This window comes from Streptomyces sp. NPDC002403, from assembly GCF_053593015.1.
The window spans coordinates 39,493-53,529 of record NZ_JBSFBQ010000002.1; the positions used below are offsets into that span (position 1 = coordinate 39,493).

The following is a 14,037-nucleotide window of genomic DNA, read 5'->3' on the forward strand; positions in this document are numbered from 1 at the left end:
GGCCGACCGATTCTGCCCTCGTGTACCTGGCCCGCACCTGCGCGTTTCGCGTAGTGATGGAGGGGCCACCACCCCGTGCACCCTTACGGAAGGCTTCTGATGCGCGCACGAGACTCCGAACGCGCCCATGGTTCCGCTCGCGCGCACACGCCGGTGAGACGACCGGAGACGGACGAACTCCCCGAGCACCTGCCGCTCAACCTCCAGAGCAGCCTCGGCAACGCCGCCGTCGTCCAGCTGCTCCGGCAGGCCGGACACTCCTGGGCGCACTCCGAGGAGGAGCAGCAGCAGTCGCAGGAGCACCGGCACGAGGTGCAGCGTTCCGCCGTCCACGACGTCCTGCGCACCGGCGGCAGGCCCATGGACGCCCCGCTCCGGGAGGAGATGGAGGCGCGCCTCGGCGCCGACTTCTCCGACGTACGCATTCACGACGACAGCACCGCCCGGGCTTCCGCCGCCGAGGTCGGCGCCCGCGCCTACACCTCCGGCCACCATGTCGTCGTCGGCGCGGGCGGAGGCGACAAGCACACCCTCGCCCATGAGCTGACCCATGTCGTCCAGCAACGACAGGGCGCGGTCGCAGGCACCGACAACGGCGCGGGCCTGCGGATCTCCGACCCCTCGGACCGCTACGAGCGGGCCGCCGAGCAGAACGCCCGCCGGGTCATGTCCGCACCGGTACGGACCGGGGTGCCCGGCGACCGGGAGGAGTCCGCCTCGCATGCGCCGTCGACCGCCGGGGCATCGGTCCAGCGCGCCGGTGACTGGAAGAACAACCCGACGAAGAACGCCCTGGCCGCGGAGAAGGCGGCCAACCCGGGCAACGCGCTCGTGCACACCCTGCACCACATCGTGCCCAAGTCGCTGCTCGAAAAATTCGCCGGTCTCCTCACCCCGGGCCAGCTGACCGATGTCGTGACGGCTCTGGCACCGGTCGCCCCGACCGCGTTCACCACGAACAGCAGCCAGCTCCCCTCCGTCTCCAAGGCGTTGAAGAACGTTCCGGCGAATTTCGCTCTCGGCCCCGAACCAGCGGTCAGGAACGACGACCCGGGCAGCAGCGGACCGGACCTCAACTTCGCCGAGGACGGTGCCATCACGCCCCGCTCCGAACAGCTGGAGCATGTCTACGACTTCATCGACGCGAAGGTCACCGCCGGGGCGGCGGTCACGCAGACGGAGCTGCAGAGCGAGTTCATCGATCCGTTGCGACAGGCCTGCGTCGAGCACAACGCCGTGGTCGCCAGTCTCGGCCTCGCCAACGGCGTGGGTCTCGACCCGAACCGGACGGCCTGGTCGGGCGACGCGGCCACGCGGTCCCAGCGCCGGACCCACATGATCGAACCGCTGGTCTGACGAGGACGAAGGGGCCCGAGGCCGACGCTCGGTCGTCCTCGGGCCCCTTCGCCGTTCAGGCTTCGGACAACCTCAGAGCGTGCCCACGAACGCCCGCCAGGCGTCCGCTCCGACGACCAGGACCGGCCCGTCCGGGTTCTTGCTGTCCCGGACGGGCACGGCGCAGGGGAGCCCGTCGACCACTTCGAGGCATTCGCCGCCGTTGGTGCCGCTGTAGCTGGACTTGCGCCATGCGGCGCCGCCGGTGACGGTGCACTCGACGCACTCGCCGCCGGTGCTGCCGCTGTAACTGGACTTACGCCACCGCGCGTTTTTCAGGTCGTGGCCGGTCTCCATAACGCTCCTCCATCACGCGGGTGATCAGCGCCGCAGATTCCTCTACGGAGAGGGCTGTGGCCTGCAAGTGAGCGTAACGGAGTGCGGCCTCCCTGACAGTGTCGGGGCTGGCGGTCATATGACCGGAAACGATGTCTTCCGTGTAGACGATGTCCGGGTCGCTGTTGAAGCGCATTGTGGTGAACGAGCCATCCAGGCTTGCATGTTCACCGGCCGCGAAGGGCAGCACCTGGATCCGCATCCAGCGGTGGTCGACGAACTCCAACAGCCGGAGCAGTTGCTGCCGCATGACCTCGTTGCCACCGATCGGCCGGTGCAGCACGGCCTCGTCGAGGACGGCCCAGGCGAGTGGGGGCCGTTCCCGCTTCAGGATGCGCTGGCGCTCGATCCGGGCCGCCACCTGATTGTCGAGGTCGTCCGGCATACCGGTGGCCAGCACCGCTTGTGCGTACTCGTGCGTCTGCAACAGCCCGTACACCACCTGTGACTGGAACGTGGAAATGTACGCGGCCTTGGCCTCCATCTCCGCGTACGGCTGGAACCAGGCGGGCAATTGGCTGTGCAGGACCAGGCCGATCAGCCGAGAGAACACGCCACCCGTGTTGAGCGCCGCGTCCAAGCGCTCGGAGAAGTCGCGGGTGGGTACCTTCTTCGTGGTCTCGATCTGACCGATCAAGGAACCGGTGCAGAAGATGATGTCGCCGAGCTGCCCCTGCTTGAGGCTGGCGGCCTCTCTCTGTCGGCGCAGTTCCCAGCCGTAGTAATCCAGTGGGGAAGCGCTGGGATTGAGGGTCTGGATGTTGGCCACGGCGGGGCGCACCTCCGGCGTTCAACGCCTCGCGGCGTTCGTTTCCGTACGTAGCCGAGCGTAGCCAAACCGCTGCACTCTGGTGACATGAATCACGTATCCGCTCCGCCGCCGGGCAGCGTCGAGCCGACCTATCACGCCGACTTCGCGGTGGGCGAGCACTCCGCGCGGCATCTGCGCCGCATCCTGCACCTCTACCTCACCGGCTGGGAACTCCCGGATGTGGCCGACGCGGCGGAGCTGGCGCTGACCGAGCTGATCGCGAACGTGGTGCGGCACGTGCCCGGCCGTCGCTGCCAGACGTTCATCTTCCGGCTCCCGGCCGGGGGCGTGCGGGTCGAGGTCGCGGACGACTGTGCCGACGTGCCGATGATGGTCGTCGGAGACGAACTCGACGAGGGTGGACGGGGGTTGCTGCTGGTCGCCGCGCTCACCGACCGATGGGGCGTCGAACCGCGCCGGGACGGGCGCGGAAAGACGGTGTGGTTCGAGTGCCTGGCCGCGAAGGCCGCCGACCGATGATCTTCTTCTATGCGAGCTGCTTGTAGTCCTTGGGAAGCCGCCTGCCGAGGTCGGTTTCGACCTGCCTCCAGTCGATGTGTCGAGGGGCGTCATGTGGTGGGGGCAAAGCCTGATCAGGGTGGCGGCTCGGTTCGCGAGGGCGCGCTGTGGCTTGATTGGCTCATGCGCAGTTGATCTCGGCTCCGCGGAGTTCGATGATGTCTGTTGCTGCCGGGGAGCGGGGGGACAAGCGATGGTGCGTGAATCCGACCGCTGCCGCTCACTGGTCAGTTCGACATGAGGCATCGCTTGCAGCTTGCGCTGCAGGTCGTGTTGGTCCTGGTCGCAAGCCTGTTCGGCATTGTCACCAACTACGCCACCAACGTCGACGACACGCCATGGCTGCTCAAGGTCATTCAGCATGCGTCCGTGCCGGCCATTGGCGTCCTGCTCATCGCGATGGTCGTCGGCCAGGTCGTCGTGTACCGGCTGGAGAACCCTCCCCCACCACCGCTCGACTGGCCGCGCGACAGAGTGCCGTACCCCGGGCTGGATGCCTTCGCCGAGGACGAGGCAGCCGTGTTCTTCGGGCGAGAATCCTTGGTTGCCGACCTGACACAGAAACTGCATGCTTCGTCGGAGCGGCCGACCGACCGCTTCCTGGTGCTCGTCGGCGCGTCAGGGAGCGGTAAGTCCTCGCTGGTCAGAGCCGGAGTGATTCCCCGTTTGCAAGGGCGCCGCTGGACACTTGTGCCCGCATTCTCCCCAGGACCGAACCCTCTTGGTGCGCTCGCGTCGGCCCTGGCAGCTGCGAGCGGGGGACAGGAACCGGCAGGTGTTGTCCTACGACGGCTGCGCCAGGGGCCGGATGCGCTGAAGAACGAACTGGCACGGCTGCGCGGCGGCCGGTTCCGGCGGGTACTTCTCGTGATCGACCAGTTCGAGGAGGTGCTCACACTCGCCGGCGATCGCGAGCACGCCCAGTTCCTCGACCTGCTCCGCTTCTGCGTGGACCAGGACCCCAGCGTCCGTGTCCTGACTACGATCCGGGTGGACTTCCTGGGCCGGGTCCTGGTCACGGGGCATGCCGATCTCTTCCAGCATCCGATCGCGCTGGGTGCGTTGGCGCGAAGCCAGTTCTCCCAGGTCGTAGAGGGCCCTGGGGCCCTCGTAGGCCTCTCCTTCGCTCCGGGTGTGGTGGACACCATCGTGGAAGAGGCCGCGACGGACGATGCTCTTCCGTTGCTCGCCTACCTCCTCCAGGAGCTGTACTTCGCGTCCGGTCCCGGAGAGACCGTCACGCCGGAGCTGTACCGCAGTCTCGGTGGGGTCGCCGGTGCTCTCGCCCGGCAGGCGGACCAGACGGTGGCCGCTCTGGGCCCGGGCGACGGCATCGACTTCGTCCTTCGGGTCCTCCTCCGATTCGTCACGGTCCAAGGCCAGGACGTGGCCCGCGAACGAGTCGGGCTGGCGGACCTCACCACTCGTGAACGACGCGTGGTGGACGCCTTTGTCGATGCACGGCTGCTCGTTTCCGACGCTCAGGGGGATGCGGTTTCCGGCCAACTGCCCTATGTGCAGGTGACGCACGAAGCACTGTTCCGCCAGTGGGCACCCCTGCGACAAGAGGTCGAGTCGCGCATCGAGCAGTTGCGCGAGCGCGCGGAGCTGGAGCGATGGGCCGAGGACTGGGAGCAGTCCGGCCGTAGTGACGACTACCTCCTCTCAGGAGAACGGCTCGCGCTCGCCCAGCGCCGACTCGCAGTGCTGGATGAAATGGGCAGTGCCTCACAGTCCGTCCGAACGCTGGTCCAGCACTCGCAGCAGCGCGACCTCGCCTACCTCAGCCGCCTCTCCGAGAGCATCGGTCAGTACGCACTCAGCAGCGCGGAGAGCCATCCCGAGCGGTCGATACTTCTCGCCCTGGCAGCGCTCGGCGAGTGCACACCCACACCCCCGGCCCGTCGCGGACTCATGGCCGCGCTGGCTTCGAGTCACCACCGCACCCGTCTGGACGGGCACACGGACACGGTTCGCCATATCGCCTGGTCCCCTGACGGCCGACTCCTGGCCACTGCGTCACGGGATGGCTCTGGCCGTGTCTTCGACGCCGGATCCGGCCGCGCGCTGCTCGTTCTGCCCTCCGGCGGCGCCATGGTCGAGTCGGTTTCCTGGTCCCCGGACTCCGCCCTGATCGCGACAGCGGGCAGGGAAAGAGCTGTACGCGTCTGGGACGCGCTGTCAGGGGAGCCCGTCCGGCTGCTGACCGGGGCCACGGACATCGTCAGGCAGGTGGCGTGGTCACCCGATGGTGCCCGTATCGCCGCCACCTCGAAGGACCGCGTCGTACGTGTCTGGAGCGCCGAAACCGGTGCTGTCGTCCAGGAGTTGCGTGGTCATCGCGATGACACGTGGGGCGTCACCTGGTCGCCGGACAGCACTCGTATTGCCTCTGCCTCCCACGACCAGACGGCGATTGTGTGGGACGTGGCGTCGGGAGCCTCCATCGCCACGCTGACCGGCCACTCGGATTTCGTCGAAGGCATTGCCTGGTCGCCGGACGGGGGCTCCATCGCCACGGGCTCCGGCGACCACACCGCCCGCATCTGGGACGCCCGAACCGGCGCGCTGAAGCTGCTCCTGCGCGGGCACACCGACTACGTATGGAACCTGGCCTGGTCGCCGGACAGCCGGATACTCGCTTCCGCCTCCTCCGACCACACGGTGCGGCTCGTCCGTGCCGACGATGCCAAGGTGCTGGCCGTGCTCCGCGGCCACTCCGACACCGTGTGGGGCGTGACCTGGTCGCCGTCGGGCACGCAGCTCGCCACGAGTTCGACCGACGGGACCGCGAGCGTGTGGGATCTCCGCCCGCGAGGAGCCGAGACAGTCGCCGCCTACGGTCACGGGGGCCCGGTGAACCAGGCGGTCTGGTCCGCCGACGAGCACAGCTTCGCGACCGCATCCGACGACGGCACCGTCAGGGCCTGGCATGCGGCCGACGGGACACCGGCGGGCCTGAACGCAGTACTCGAAGACCGGGTGTGGAGTGTGGGGTGGTCGCCGCACAACCGGATCGCATTCGCCACCAACGACGGTCTTCTCCGCATCGCCGATGAAGCAGGCACCACGCTGGTCGAGTTGCGGGGCGAGGTCATCGAAGGGTGTGCCTGGTCGCCACGGGGGGACCGCGTCGCGACGGGCGGACACGACGGGGCCGTACGCGTGCGGGAAGCAGACACAGGGGCCGAACTCACCGCGCTGACTGGCCACCAGGACTGGGTGGGGCGTGTCGCATGGTCCTCCAGCGGCCGGTACCTGGCCAGCGCATCCGACGACCGCACCTGCCGCCTCTGGGATGTCACCGAAAGCCGGCAGCTCACTGTTCTGCGCGGTCATGAGAACTACGTGGACGACGTGTCGTGGGCGCCGGACGAACAGAGGGTCGTCACCGCATCCGGAGACTGGACCGCAGCGGTATGGGACGTGGCTACCGGCCGACGCATCGACGTGCTGAAGGGTCACGAAGGCCGGGTCCGCGCCGTTGCCTGGTCACCCGACGGCCGGTATCTCGCCACGGGCTCGGACGACCGCACCGTTCGGGTCTGGTCGGCCTCCGCATTCGAGGAGATCGCGGTGGTCGGCGTCCACCAGGACAAGGTGGCGTCGGTCGCCTGGTCGCAGGACAGCACACGCTTGTTGACCGCCTCGTTCGACGGGACGGCCCGCATCTGGCCGGCTTCCCCCGACTACGACCAGCTTGAGGCCCATGCCCGGGGCCGGGTCTTCCGGACCCTGACCCAGGACGAGCGGCGTCGTCACCTGCTACCGCTGGCGACGTAGCGGACGCCGCTCAGTAGCACTGCTCCACCGTCCGGTCGTCCGTGCTCACCAGGTAGTCGTCCGGATCGAGGTCCATAACCTTGCGGGCAGGCGACGACCAGTACAGAGCATTGCGCTCAGCGAAGGTCTCGGGGCCGTCGTAGGAGATCATCCACACGAACTGGTTGCGCTCCCGATCGACCCAGGCCCCGCCGATCTCGAACCCCAGCTCCAGCCGCAACGGCACGATGTCCGCCCGCCAGCGCCGTACCCACTCGTCGAGCAGACCGTCGCGAACGGTGTAGGTGCGGAGCTGCGTGGTCCTGGGCACGGGCGGTGTCCCTCTCGAAGTCGTGATTGCGTGCAGACGGTGTGGTTCGAGTGCCTGGCCGCGAAGGCCGCCGACCGGTGATCCCCCTCAGCGACCGGAGCGCAGCTCCGCGAGCACCGCGTCCGTGAACGGCGGCCACGCCTCCACCGCCCACGGGCCGAAGGCCCGGTCGGTCAGCGCGACGCACGCCGCGCCCGCGACCGGGTCGATCCACAGGAACGTCCCCGACTGCCCGAAGTGCCCGAAGGTCGCAGGCGACGAGGAACTGCCCGTCCAGTGCGGCGACTTGGAGTCCCGGATCTCGAAGCCGAGGCCCCAGTCGTTGGGGTTCTGGTGTCCGTAGCCCGGCAGCACGCCCTTCAGACCCGGGTGGACGACGGTCTGCGCGGCGAGCACCGTGTGCGGGTCGAGGAGCTGGGGTACCTGCACCTCCGCCGCGAACCGCACGAGGTCGTCGACGGTCGAGACGCCGTCCTTGGCGGGCGAGCCTTCCACGGTCGTCGCCGTCATGCCCAGCGGTTCCAGCACCGCCTGGCGCACGTACTCGGGGAACGGGATGTCGGTGGCCTTGGCGATGTGGTCGCCGAGCACCTCGAAGCCCGCGTTGGAGTAGAGCCGGCGGGTGCCGGGCGCGGCCGTCGTACGGTGCTCGTCGAAGGCGAGCCCGCTGGTGTGCGCGAGCAGGTGCCGGACGGTGGACCCCTCGGGCCCGGCCGGCTCGTCCAGCTCGACCGCGCCCTCCTCGTACGCCACGAGCGCCGCGTAGGCCGCGATCGGCTTGGTGACGGAGGCGAGCGGGAAACGGTGCGCGGTCGGGCCGTGCGTACCGACAACGGTGCCGTCCGCTCGTACGACGGCAGCCGCCGCGGTGGGGACGGGCCAGTTTTCGATCATCGCCAGGCTCTGCATGCGTATGAGCCTAAACCCGTCCCCGATTGCGCTTGCTTCGAGTGCACTCCAAGGTTCTAGCGTGGAGGTCATGACGGTGATGGAGAGCACTTCGACGAAGGTGGACGTCTGCGCCACGGCCCCGCAGGCGCATCCGCGTCCCGAGGGCCACGACCGGTACACCATCAGTGAGGTTGCGGCCTTCACCGGGCTCACCGCGCACACCCTGCGCTGGTACGAGCGGATCGGGCTGATGCCGCACGTCGACCGGTCCCACACCGGCCAGCGCCGCTTCACCAACCGTGACCTGGACTGGCTGGCCTTCGTCGGCAAGCTGCGGCTGACCGGGATGCCGGTCGCCGACATGGTCCGGTACGCGGAGCTGCTGCGCGAGGGCGAGCACACCTTCGAGGAACGGCAGGAGCTGCTGGAGGCGACCCGCCGCGACGTGAGGACGCGGATCGCGGAGCTCCAGGACACCCTCGCCGTGCTCGACCACAAGATCGACTTCTATGCGGGCGCCCGCCGGGCGCCGGAAAGGCCCAGTGCCTGATGACTGACGACAAGATCACCACCGTGGAGCTCGGCGACGGCGGCCCTCAGGTCGGCGTACAGGGACTCGGCTGCATGGGCATGAGCGAGTTCTACGGCGCCACCGATGAACCCGCGGCCCGCGAGACGCTGGAGACGGCGCTGGCGGCGGGCGTCACCCTCTTCGACACCGCGGATGTGTACGGTCTCGGTGCCAACGAGACCTTCCTCGCCCCGTTCGTCGGGGCGCACCGGGACGAGATCACCCTCGCCACGAAGTTCGCCATAGAGCGCAAGCAGGACGACCCGCACTACCGGGGCGTGCGCAACGACCCCGCGTACATCCGCAAGGCCGTCGAGGACAGCCTGCGGCGGCTGGACACCGACGTCATCGACCTCTACTACATGCACCGCCGCAACCCGGACGTCCCGCTGGCCGAGTCCGTCGGCGCGATGGCCGAGCTGGTCCAGCAGGGCAAGGTCAAGCAGCTCGGGCTCAGCGAGGTGACCGGCGCGGAGCTGCGCGAGGCGCACGCGGTGCACCCGATCGCGGCCCTGCAGTCGGAGTGGTCGCTCTTCAGCCGGGACGTCGAGCGCAGCGCCGTACCGGCCGCCGTGGAGCTCGGGGTGACCCTCGTGCCGTACTCGCCGCTCGGCCGGGGCTTTTTGACCGGGGCGTTCACGGACGCGGCCAAGGAGCTGTCGGAGGGCGACTTCCGCCAGTACCAGCCCCGCTTCACCGGCGACAACGCGAAGAAGAACGCCGCCCTGCTGGAGCCCGTCCACAAGATCGCGGCGGCGCACGGGGCGTCGGCCGCGCAGGTGGCGCTCGCCTGGGTGCAGCAGCGGGCCCAGGTGCACGGGCTGACCGTGGTGCCGATCCCGGGCACCCGCAGGAGCAGCCGGCTGCTGGAGAACGTGGCCGCCACCCGGCTCACGCTGACCGACGGGGAGCTGGCACAGCTGGAGCCGATCGCGGGGCTGGTGGCCGGGGACCGGTACCCGGACATGAGCTCGACCTCCGCCGCACGCGAGTAGCCGCCCGTCGCCCCGGGCTCAGCGCGCCTTCCCCTCGGTGATCGCGGCGAAGGCGCGCAGCGAGTCCGTGCCCGGGGCGAAGTAGCCGGTGTGACCGCGGGCGTCGTCGGCCGGGACGCGGCGCGCGCCGAACTCCGGGGCGGCCGGGTCGGGGCCGTGGCCGAGCCCCGCCACCTCGACGTTCGGCACCTTGCCGATCCAGTCCGTGGCGTCCTTCGCCGCCCAGACCCGGGCACCGGTGTGCAGATCGGCGACGTCGTCCGCGCGCATCCCGGGCGAGCCGAGGACGACCAGGTCCCGGGCGCGCAGCCGGGACGCGGCGAGCCCGCACACGACGGAGCCGTAGCTGTGGCAGAACACGGCGGGCGCGGGCACACCGTCGGCCGCGAGACCGTCCGTGAACCGCTCCAGCCGGCCGGCCCCCGCCTCGGCGAGCGAGCCCGTCGCGGCATCGATGCCGAGGCCCACGGGCGTGGTGTATCCGGCCCAGGCCACGACCGCGCTGCCGGGCCCGGTCCGGGCGTACAGCGCCTTCGCCATGCCGGCCGGAGTGCCGTACACATCGTTCGTACGGTCGAAGGTTCCGGCGTCGATGTCGGAACCCGGCACCACGACCGCGACATGGCGCGCGGTGCGCAGGTCCCCGAGGACCTCGGCGACCTGACCGCGTCCGCGCGGGTCGAACGCGAGGATCTGCCGTCCCCGGCCCTCTCCCAGGTGGGCGTACCGGGGGTCGTGACTGGCCTTCAGGGAAAGGGCGTTGGCCCGGTAGCGCAGCTCGACCGGAGCGCCGTCCAGGTTGCCGACAACCAGCGGATGGCGTACGGCCAGAGCCTGTTGCTGCTCGACGGTCAACCCCCTGAAGAACCGGGCAACTTCAGCAGGGGTGCTCCGCCCCGGGTCTGGCAGCTCCCGACCCAGCGCGTGGTCCGCGCGCCAGGCCGCCGTGCCCGGGGGCGGTCCGGTGAGGGGCTGCTGGGCGTTCCCGGACGCCCAACCGGCCGTCCCCGCCACCATTGTGGTGGCCAGTGCGAACGCGACCAGAGTCCTCGCGTAGCGGCGCATCCCCTCGTCCTCCCTCTCCGGCTGATCCGGCTCCCGTGCGCCGTCCGGCGCGACGGGGAGGAAGGTAGGAAGAGGGCCGGCCCGGGGGCGTCACACCAGGGGGCCAAGTGCGGGGTCATACCCGGGTAGGGCGTGGGCGCCACTGCGCGGTGGTCGGCCCCGCGCGCGCTCGAACAGTCAGATGAACAGGTCCGATACCCGGACGTGCCGTCAGGCGGCACCGCAAGTCGGGCGACTCGTTCTTCCGAACTGCCTTGCGGCCACGCCAAAGACGATACCGCCGACCAGGAACCAGGGATTCCATAGCACCAGCGTCCACAGCCGCTGTTCCGGGCTCACGACTATTTCCTGGCCAGCTGTGTCGGTCAGCAGCAGCACCTCGACCACGATGCCGCGCACCAGCAGCACAGCGCAGACGCACCAGCCCAGGGCCTCTACCGCCCTTCCGGCCAAGCCGCGAGGCCGTGGCAAGGCGAGAAGCCATCCCAGCATGCCACCGACAAGGCACAGCACTCCCACGCCCCACAAGCCCACCACCACGAACCACCCGGGGCGTTCCTCGGCCAGGGGTCCCGCCGAGACGCTCAAGCCCCAACTGCCACCGAGCGCCCAGTAGAAATGAAGCACAGCGAAAGCGGCCGCCCATGTACACGCGATACGCCCCCACCACCCCGGCGTTGTCCTGTCCTGCGGATCTTCAGGCATAGCGAGGAGCATGCCACTGCCGTGGCGTGCAGCCGCCGGCAGCACCGAGAAGCCCGGATGCCCCCGTGCTGCCCGGAACAAGAGTCCCGGGGCGCGATCGGCGAGGCCGACGGTCGTCTGTTCTTCGAGCTCGACAACGACAGCCTGACAAGCAGCTGTGGTCCGTCCCGAACACCGGCCACCCCCTCGTCCTCGGCGACACGGTGGTGATGTACCGGACGGCAGCGGACAAGAAGTCCAGCGGGACGCCGGCCGTGGACATACGCACCGGGAAGGAACGGTGGCGCCACAAGGACCTGACCATGTACGTCGACGGCATCCGCGGCGGAGCGCCGACCGAGAGGCAACTGGCCCTCCTGGTCGACGAGAAGCACGGCACGCACCTGGTGCGCGTCGACGCCAGGACCGGGCGGCGCGGCCCGGTGCGCTCCCTGCCGGACAAGGAGCTGCTGAGCGTCCGATGCGTCGGGGACACCGTCTACGCCCTGTGCGCCGACCGGCTGAGAGACCCCGGGAACCCGGACGACCGGGGCCAGGCGCAGAGCCGTCTCTACGCCGTGACCCTCGCGGATCCGAAATGAGATCCGAAGCGGGACCGGACCCTCACCCCTCGCCCGGCACCACCACCCCCGCCTCGTACGCGAAGATCACCGCCTGTGCCCGGTCCCGCAGGTCCAGCTTGGCCAGCACCCGGCCGATGTGCGTCTTCACCGTCTGCTCGGCCAGCACCAGCTTCCCCGCGATCTCCTGGTTGGACAGGCCCCGCGCGATCAGTTCGAGCACCTCCGTCTCGCGCGGGGTCAGCCCGTTCAACCGCAGCGACTGGCCGCTCCGGGTGGCCCCGGTCGGGCCCTGGCGGGCGAAGTCCGCGATCAGCCGGCGGGTCACGGACGGCGCGAGCAGCGCCTCGCCCGCCGCGACCACCCGCACCGCCGAGATCAGGTCCGCGGGCGGCGCGTCCTTCAGCAGGAAGCCGGACGCCCCGGCGCGCAGCGCCTCGTACACGTAGTCGTCCACGTCGAACGTGGTGAGCATCAGGACCCTCGGCCGGTGGACCACCCCCACCGGAGGGTTCAGCAGCTCGCGGGCCGCCGCCAGACCGTCCATCTCGGGCATCCGGACATCCATCAGGACCACGTCCGGGTGGACGCTCCGGCTGACGTCGATGCCCCGGCGGCCGTCCGGCGCCTCACCGACCACGTCGATGTCGCTCTGCGCCGAGAGCAGCGCCGCGAACCCCGCCCGCACCATGGCCTGGTCGTCGACGATGATCACGCGGATGGTCAAGAGTCCTCCGGAACCGTGGGAGCAGCAGGGGGCAGGGGCAGCCGCGCGGCCACCCGGAAGCCGCCGTCGGGCAGCGGCCCGGTGTCCAGCGTGCCGCCGGTCAACCGTACGCGTTCACGCATACCGACCAGCCCGTGCCCCGTCCCGGCCTGCTCCAGCGGCGAATCGGGCTGCTCCGCCCGGTCGTTGACCACCAGGACGGTCAGATGCGCGCCGTCGGACGTGACCGACACCCGGGTCCGCGCGCCGGGGGCGTGCCGGATCACATTGGCCAGCGCCTCCTGCACGATCCGGTACGCCGACACGTCCACCGTCTGCGGTACGTCCGGCAGTTGAGCGGGGAGCGACAGCTCGGCCGGCAGCCCCGCCCGTACCGTCGCCTCCACCAGCTGCTGCACCCGGTCGAGCCCCGGCTGCGGTGCCCGTTCGCCCTTGGTGCCGTCGCTGCGCAGCACCGTGAGCAGCCGGCGCATCTCCGTCAGCGACTCCCGCGCGCTCGCCGCTATCGTCGCGAACTCCTCGCGCGCCTGTTCGGGCAGGCCGCTGATCCGGTAGGGCGCGGAGTCGGCCTGGACCGTGATCACGGACATGTGGTGCGCGACCACGTCGTGCAGCTCACGGGCGATCCTGGCGCGTTCCTCCAGCAGCGTGCGCTGCGCCCGCTCGGCCTCGCTGATGGTCTCCTGCTCGGCGAGCCGGCGCTGTGCGTCGCCCCGTTCCCGGATCACCGCACCGATCACCATGAGCACCGCGCCGAACGCCGGGAGCAGCGCCGCGGTGCCGTTGCTGCGGTCCGTGCCGCCCAGGTGCAGGACCAGGCTCGCCACGGCGGTCAGCGCCCAGACGGAGACCACGGTCCGCCGGGTCTCGCGCAGGGCCACCGCCAGCATCACGAAGAGGTAGCAGATCAGTGTGGGCGGGGGCCAGGGCCAGACGTTCATCGGCGGCTCCGGATACACCAGCAGTACCAGCGCCCCCACGATGTCGGCGGGGAAGACGATCCACCACGCCTGCAGCGGGCGGTGCGCCAGCATCAGCAGCGGCGCCGTCTGGGCGACGGTCAGCAGGCCCGCCAGTCCCTCGGCCATGCCGTATTCGTTGGTCAGCACATTGAGCGTGACCGGGACGAAGATCGCCGCGAGGGCGAAGACGACCACGTACGGCAGCAGTCTCCGCCACCGTTTGGACGCGTTCGCGAGCGGCGGGACCGGGGGATGGGACGGATGCGAGAGGTCGTGGGCCATCGCGCGCAGATTGCGGCGGGCGGCGCTCACCAGGCCGTCGGCGGCGGGCTGCGGGCGCGGCGGCGCTCCGGTCGGGGAAGTGGTCATGGCCGGACCAGCCTAGGGAGCGGACCTGCCCGGTGGCG

Annotated in this window: 14 protein-coding genes; 6 read left to right on the forward strand and 8 right to left on the reverse strand. The window is 70.1% G+C overall.

Annotated elements, in window-relative coordinates; genetic code table 11:
- Positions 1-153 precede the first annotated feature (153 nt).
- Positions 154-1,356, forward strand: a complete 1,203-nt coding sequence (locus tag ACWCPY_RS02545) for an eCIS core domain-containing protein (RefSeq protein ID WP_451262457.1) — start codon at positions 154-156, stop codon at positions 1,354-1,356.
- Positions 1,357-1,428: 72 nt separating this feature from the next.
- Here ACWCPY_RS02545 and ACWCPY_RS02550 read toward each other — a convergent pair whose 3' ends face one another.
- Together ACWCPY_RS02550 and ACWCPY_RS02555 are read right to left on the reverse strand one after the other, a co-directional pair.
- Positions 1,429-1,692 (reverse strand): DUF397 domain-containing protein, encoded by a 264-nt coding sequence (locus tag ACWCPY_RS02550; protein WP_451262458.1) that lies wholly within the window; start codon positions 1,690-1,692, stop codon positions 1,429-1,431.
- A complete protein-coding gene (locus ACWCPY_RS02555; protein WP_451262459.1) occupies positions 1,652-2,500 on the reverse strand; it encodes a helix-turn-helix domain-containing protein in 849 nt (282 codons plus the stop codon). The genes ACWCPY_RS02550 and ACWCPY_RS02555 overlap by 41 nt, the downstream gene beginning before the upstream one ends.
- An 87-nt stretch (positions 2,501-2,587) precedes the next feature.
- Between ACWCPY_RS02555 and ACWCPY_RS02560 the strand changes: the two genes are divergently transcribed.
- Both ACWCPY_RS02560 and ACWCPY_RS02565 read left to right on the forward strand, forming a co-directional pair.
- Positions 2,588-3,022 (forward strand): ATP-binding protein, encoded by a 435-nt coding sequence (locus tag ACWCPY_RS02560; protein ID WP_451262460.1) that lies wholly within the window; start codon positions 2,588-2,590, stop codon positions 3,020-3,022.
- Between the two features lie 288 nt (positions 3,023-3,310).
- The gene (locus ACWCPY_RS02565) at positions 3,311-6,844 is read left to right on the forward strand and encodes an nSTAND1 domain-containing NTPase (RefSeq protein WP_451262461.1); all 3,534 of its coding nucleotides are present in this window, start codon (positions 3,311-3,313) and stop codon (positions 6,842-6,844) included.
- Between the two features lie 10 nt (positions 6,845-6,854).
- On the opposite strand, the gene ACWCPY_RS02570 is transcribed toward ACWCPY_RS02565, so the two are convergent.
- Together ACWCPY_RS02570 and ACWCPY_RS02575 are read right to left on the reverse strand one after the other, a co-directional pair.
- A complete protein-coding gene (locus ACWCPY_RS02570; RefSeq protein WP_451262462.1) occupies positions 6,855-7,154 on the reverse strand; it encodes an NIPSNAP family protein in 300 nt (99 codons plus the stop codon).
- A gap of 87 nt (positions 7,155-7,241) precedes the next feature.
- A complete protein-coding gene (locus ACWCPY_RS02575) occupies positions 7,242-8,063 on the reverse strand; it encodes a serine hydrolase domain-containing protein (RefSeq protein ID WP_451262463.1) in 822 nt (273 codons plus the stop codon).
- Between the two features lie 70 nt (positions 8,064-8,133).
- Here ACWCPY_RS02575 and ACWCPY_RS02580 point away from each other — a divergent pair, with 70 nt between their 5' ends.
- Both ACWCPY_RS02580 and ACWCPY_RS02585 read left to right on the forward strand, forming a co-directional pair.
- Positions 8,134-8,595 carry a MerR family transcriptional regulator gene (locus ACWCPY_RS02580; protein ID WP_451262465.1) on the forward strand — a complete coding sequence of 154 codons (462 nt, stop codon included), beginning with the start codon at positions 8,134-8,136 and terminating at the stop codon, positions 8,593-8,595.
- Complete coding sequence (locus ACWCPY_RS02585; protein WP_451262466.1) at positions 8,595-9,611, forward strand: aldo/keto reductase; 1,017 nt, start codon at positions 8,595-8,597, stop codon at positions 9,609-9,611. Before ACWCPY_RS02580 ends, ACWCPY_RS02585 begins: the two co-directional genes overlap by 1 nt.
- Positions 9,612-9,629: 18 nt before the next feature.
- Here ACWCPY_RS02585 and ACWCPY_RS02590 read toward each other — a convergent pair whose 3' ends face one another.
- Together ACWCPY_RS02590 and ACWCPY_RS02595 are read right to left on the reverse strand one after the other, a co-directional pair.
- Positions 9,630-10,676: an alpha/beta hydrolase gene (locus ACWCPY_RS02590; protein ID WP_451262467.1), complete on the reverse strand. Its 1,047-nt coding sequence runs from the start codon at positions 10,674-10,676 to the stop codon at positions 9,630-9,632.
- 210 nt (positions 10,677-10,886) lie between these two features.
- Complete coding sequence (locus ACWCPY_RS02595) at positions 10,887-11,381, reverse strand: DUF3995 domain-containing protein (protein ID WP_451262468.1); 495 nt, start codon at positions 11,379-11,381, stop codon at positions 10,887-10,889.
- Positions 11,382-11,590: 209 nt separating this feature from the next.
- Between ACWCPY_RS02595 and ACWCPY_RS02600 the strand changes: the two genes are divergently transcribed.
- Positions 11,591-11,962: a hypothetical protein gene (locus ACWCPY_RS02600; protein WP_451262469.1), complete on the forward strand. Its 372-nt coding sequence runs from the start codon at positions 11,591-11,593 to the stop codon at positions 11,960-11,962.
- A gap of 22 nt (positions 11,963-11,984) precedes the next feature.
- Here ACWCPY_RS02600 and ACWCPY_RS02605 read toward each other — a convergent pair whose 3' ends face one another.
- Together ACWCPY_RS02605 and ACWCPY_RS02610 are read right to left on the reverse strand one after the other, a co-directional pair.
- On the reverse strand, positions 11,985-12,668 hold the full coding sequence (locus tag ACWCPY_RS02605; protein WP_403780506.1) for a response regulator: 684 nt from the start codon (positions 12,666-12,668) through the stop codon (positions 11,985-11,987).
- A complete protein-coding gene (locus ACWCPY_RS02610; protein WP_451262470.1) occupies positions 12,665-13,999 on the reverse strand; it encodes a sensor histidine kinase in 1,335 nt (444 codons plus the stop codon). The genes ACWCPY_RS02605 and ACWCPY_RS02610 overlap by 4 nt, the downstream gene beginning before the upstream one ends.
- Positions 14,000-14,037: the final 38 nt, after the last annotated feature.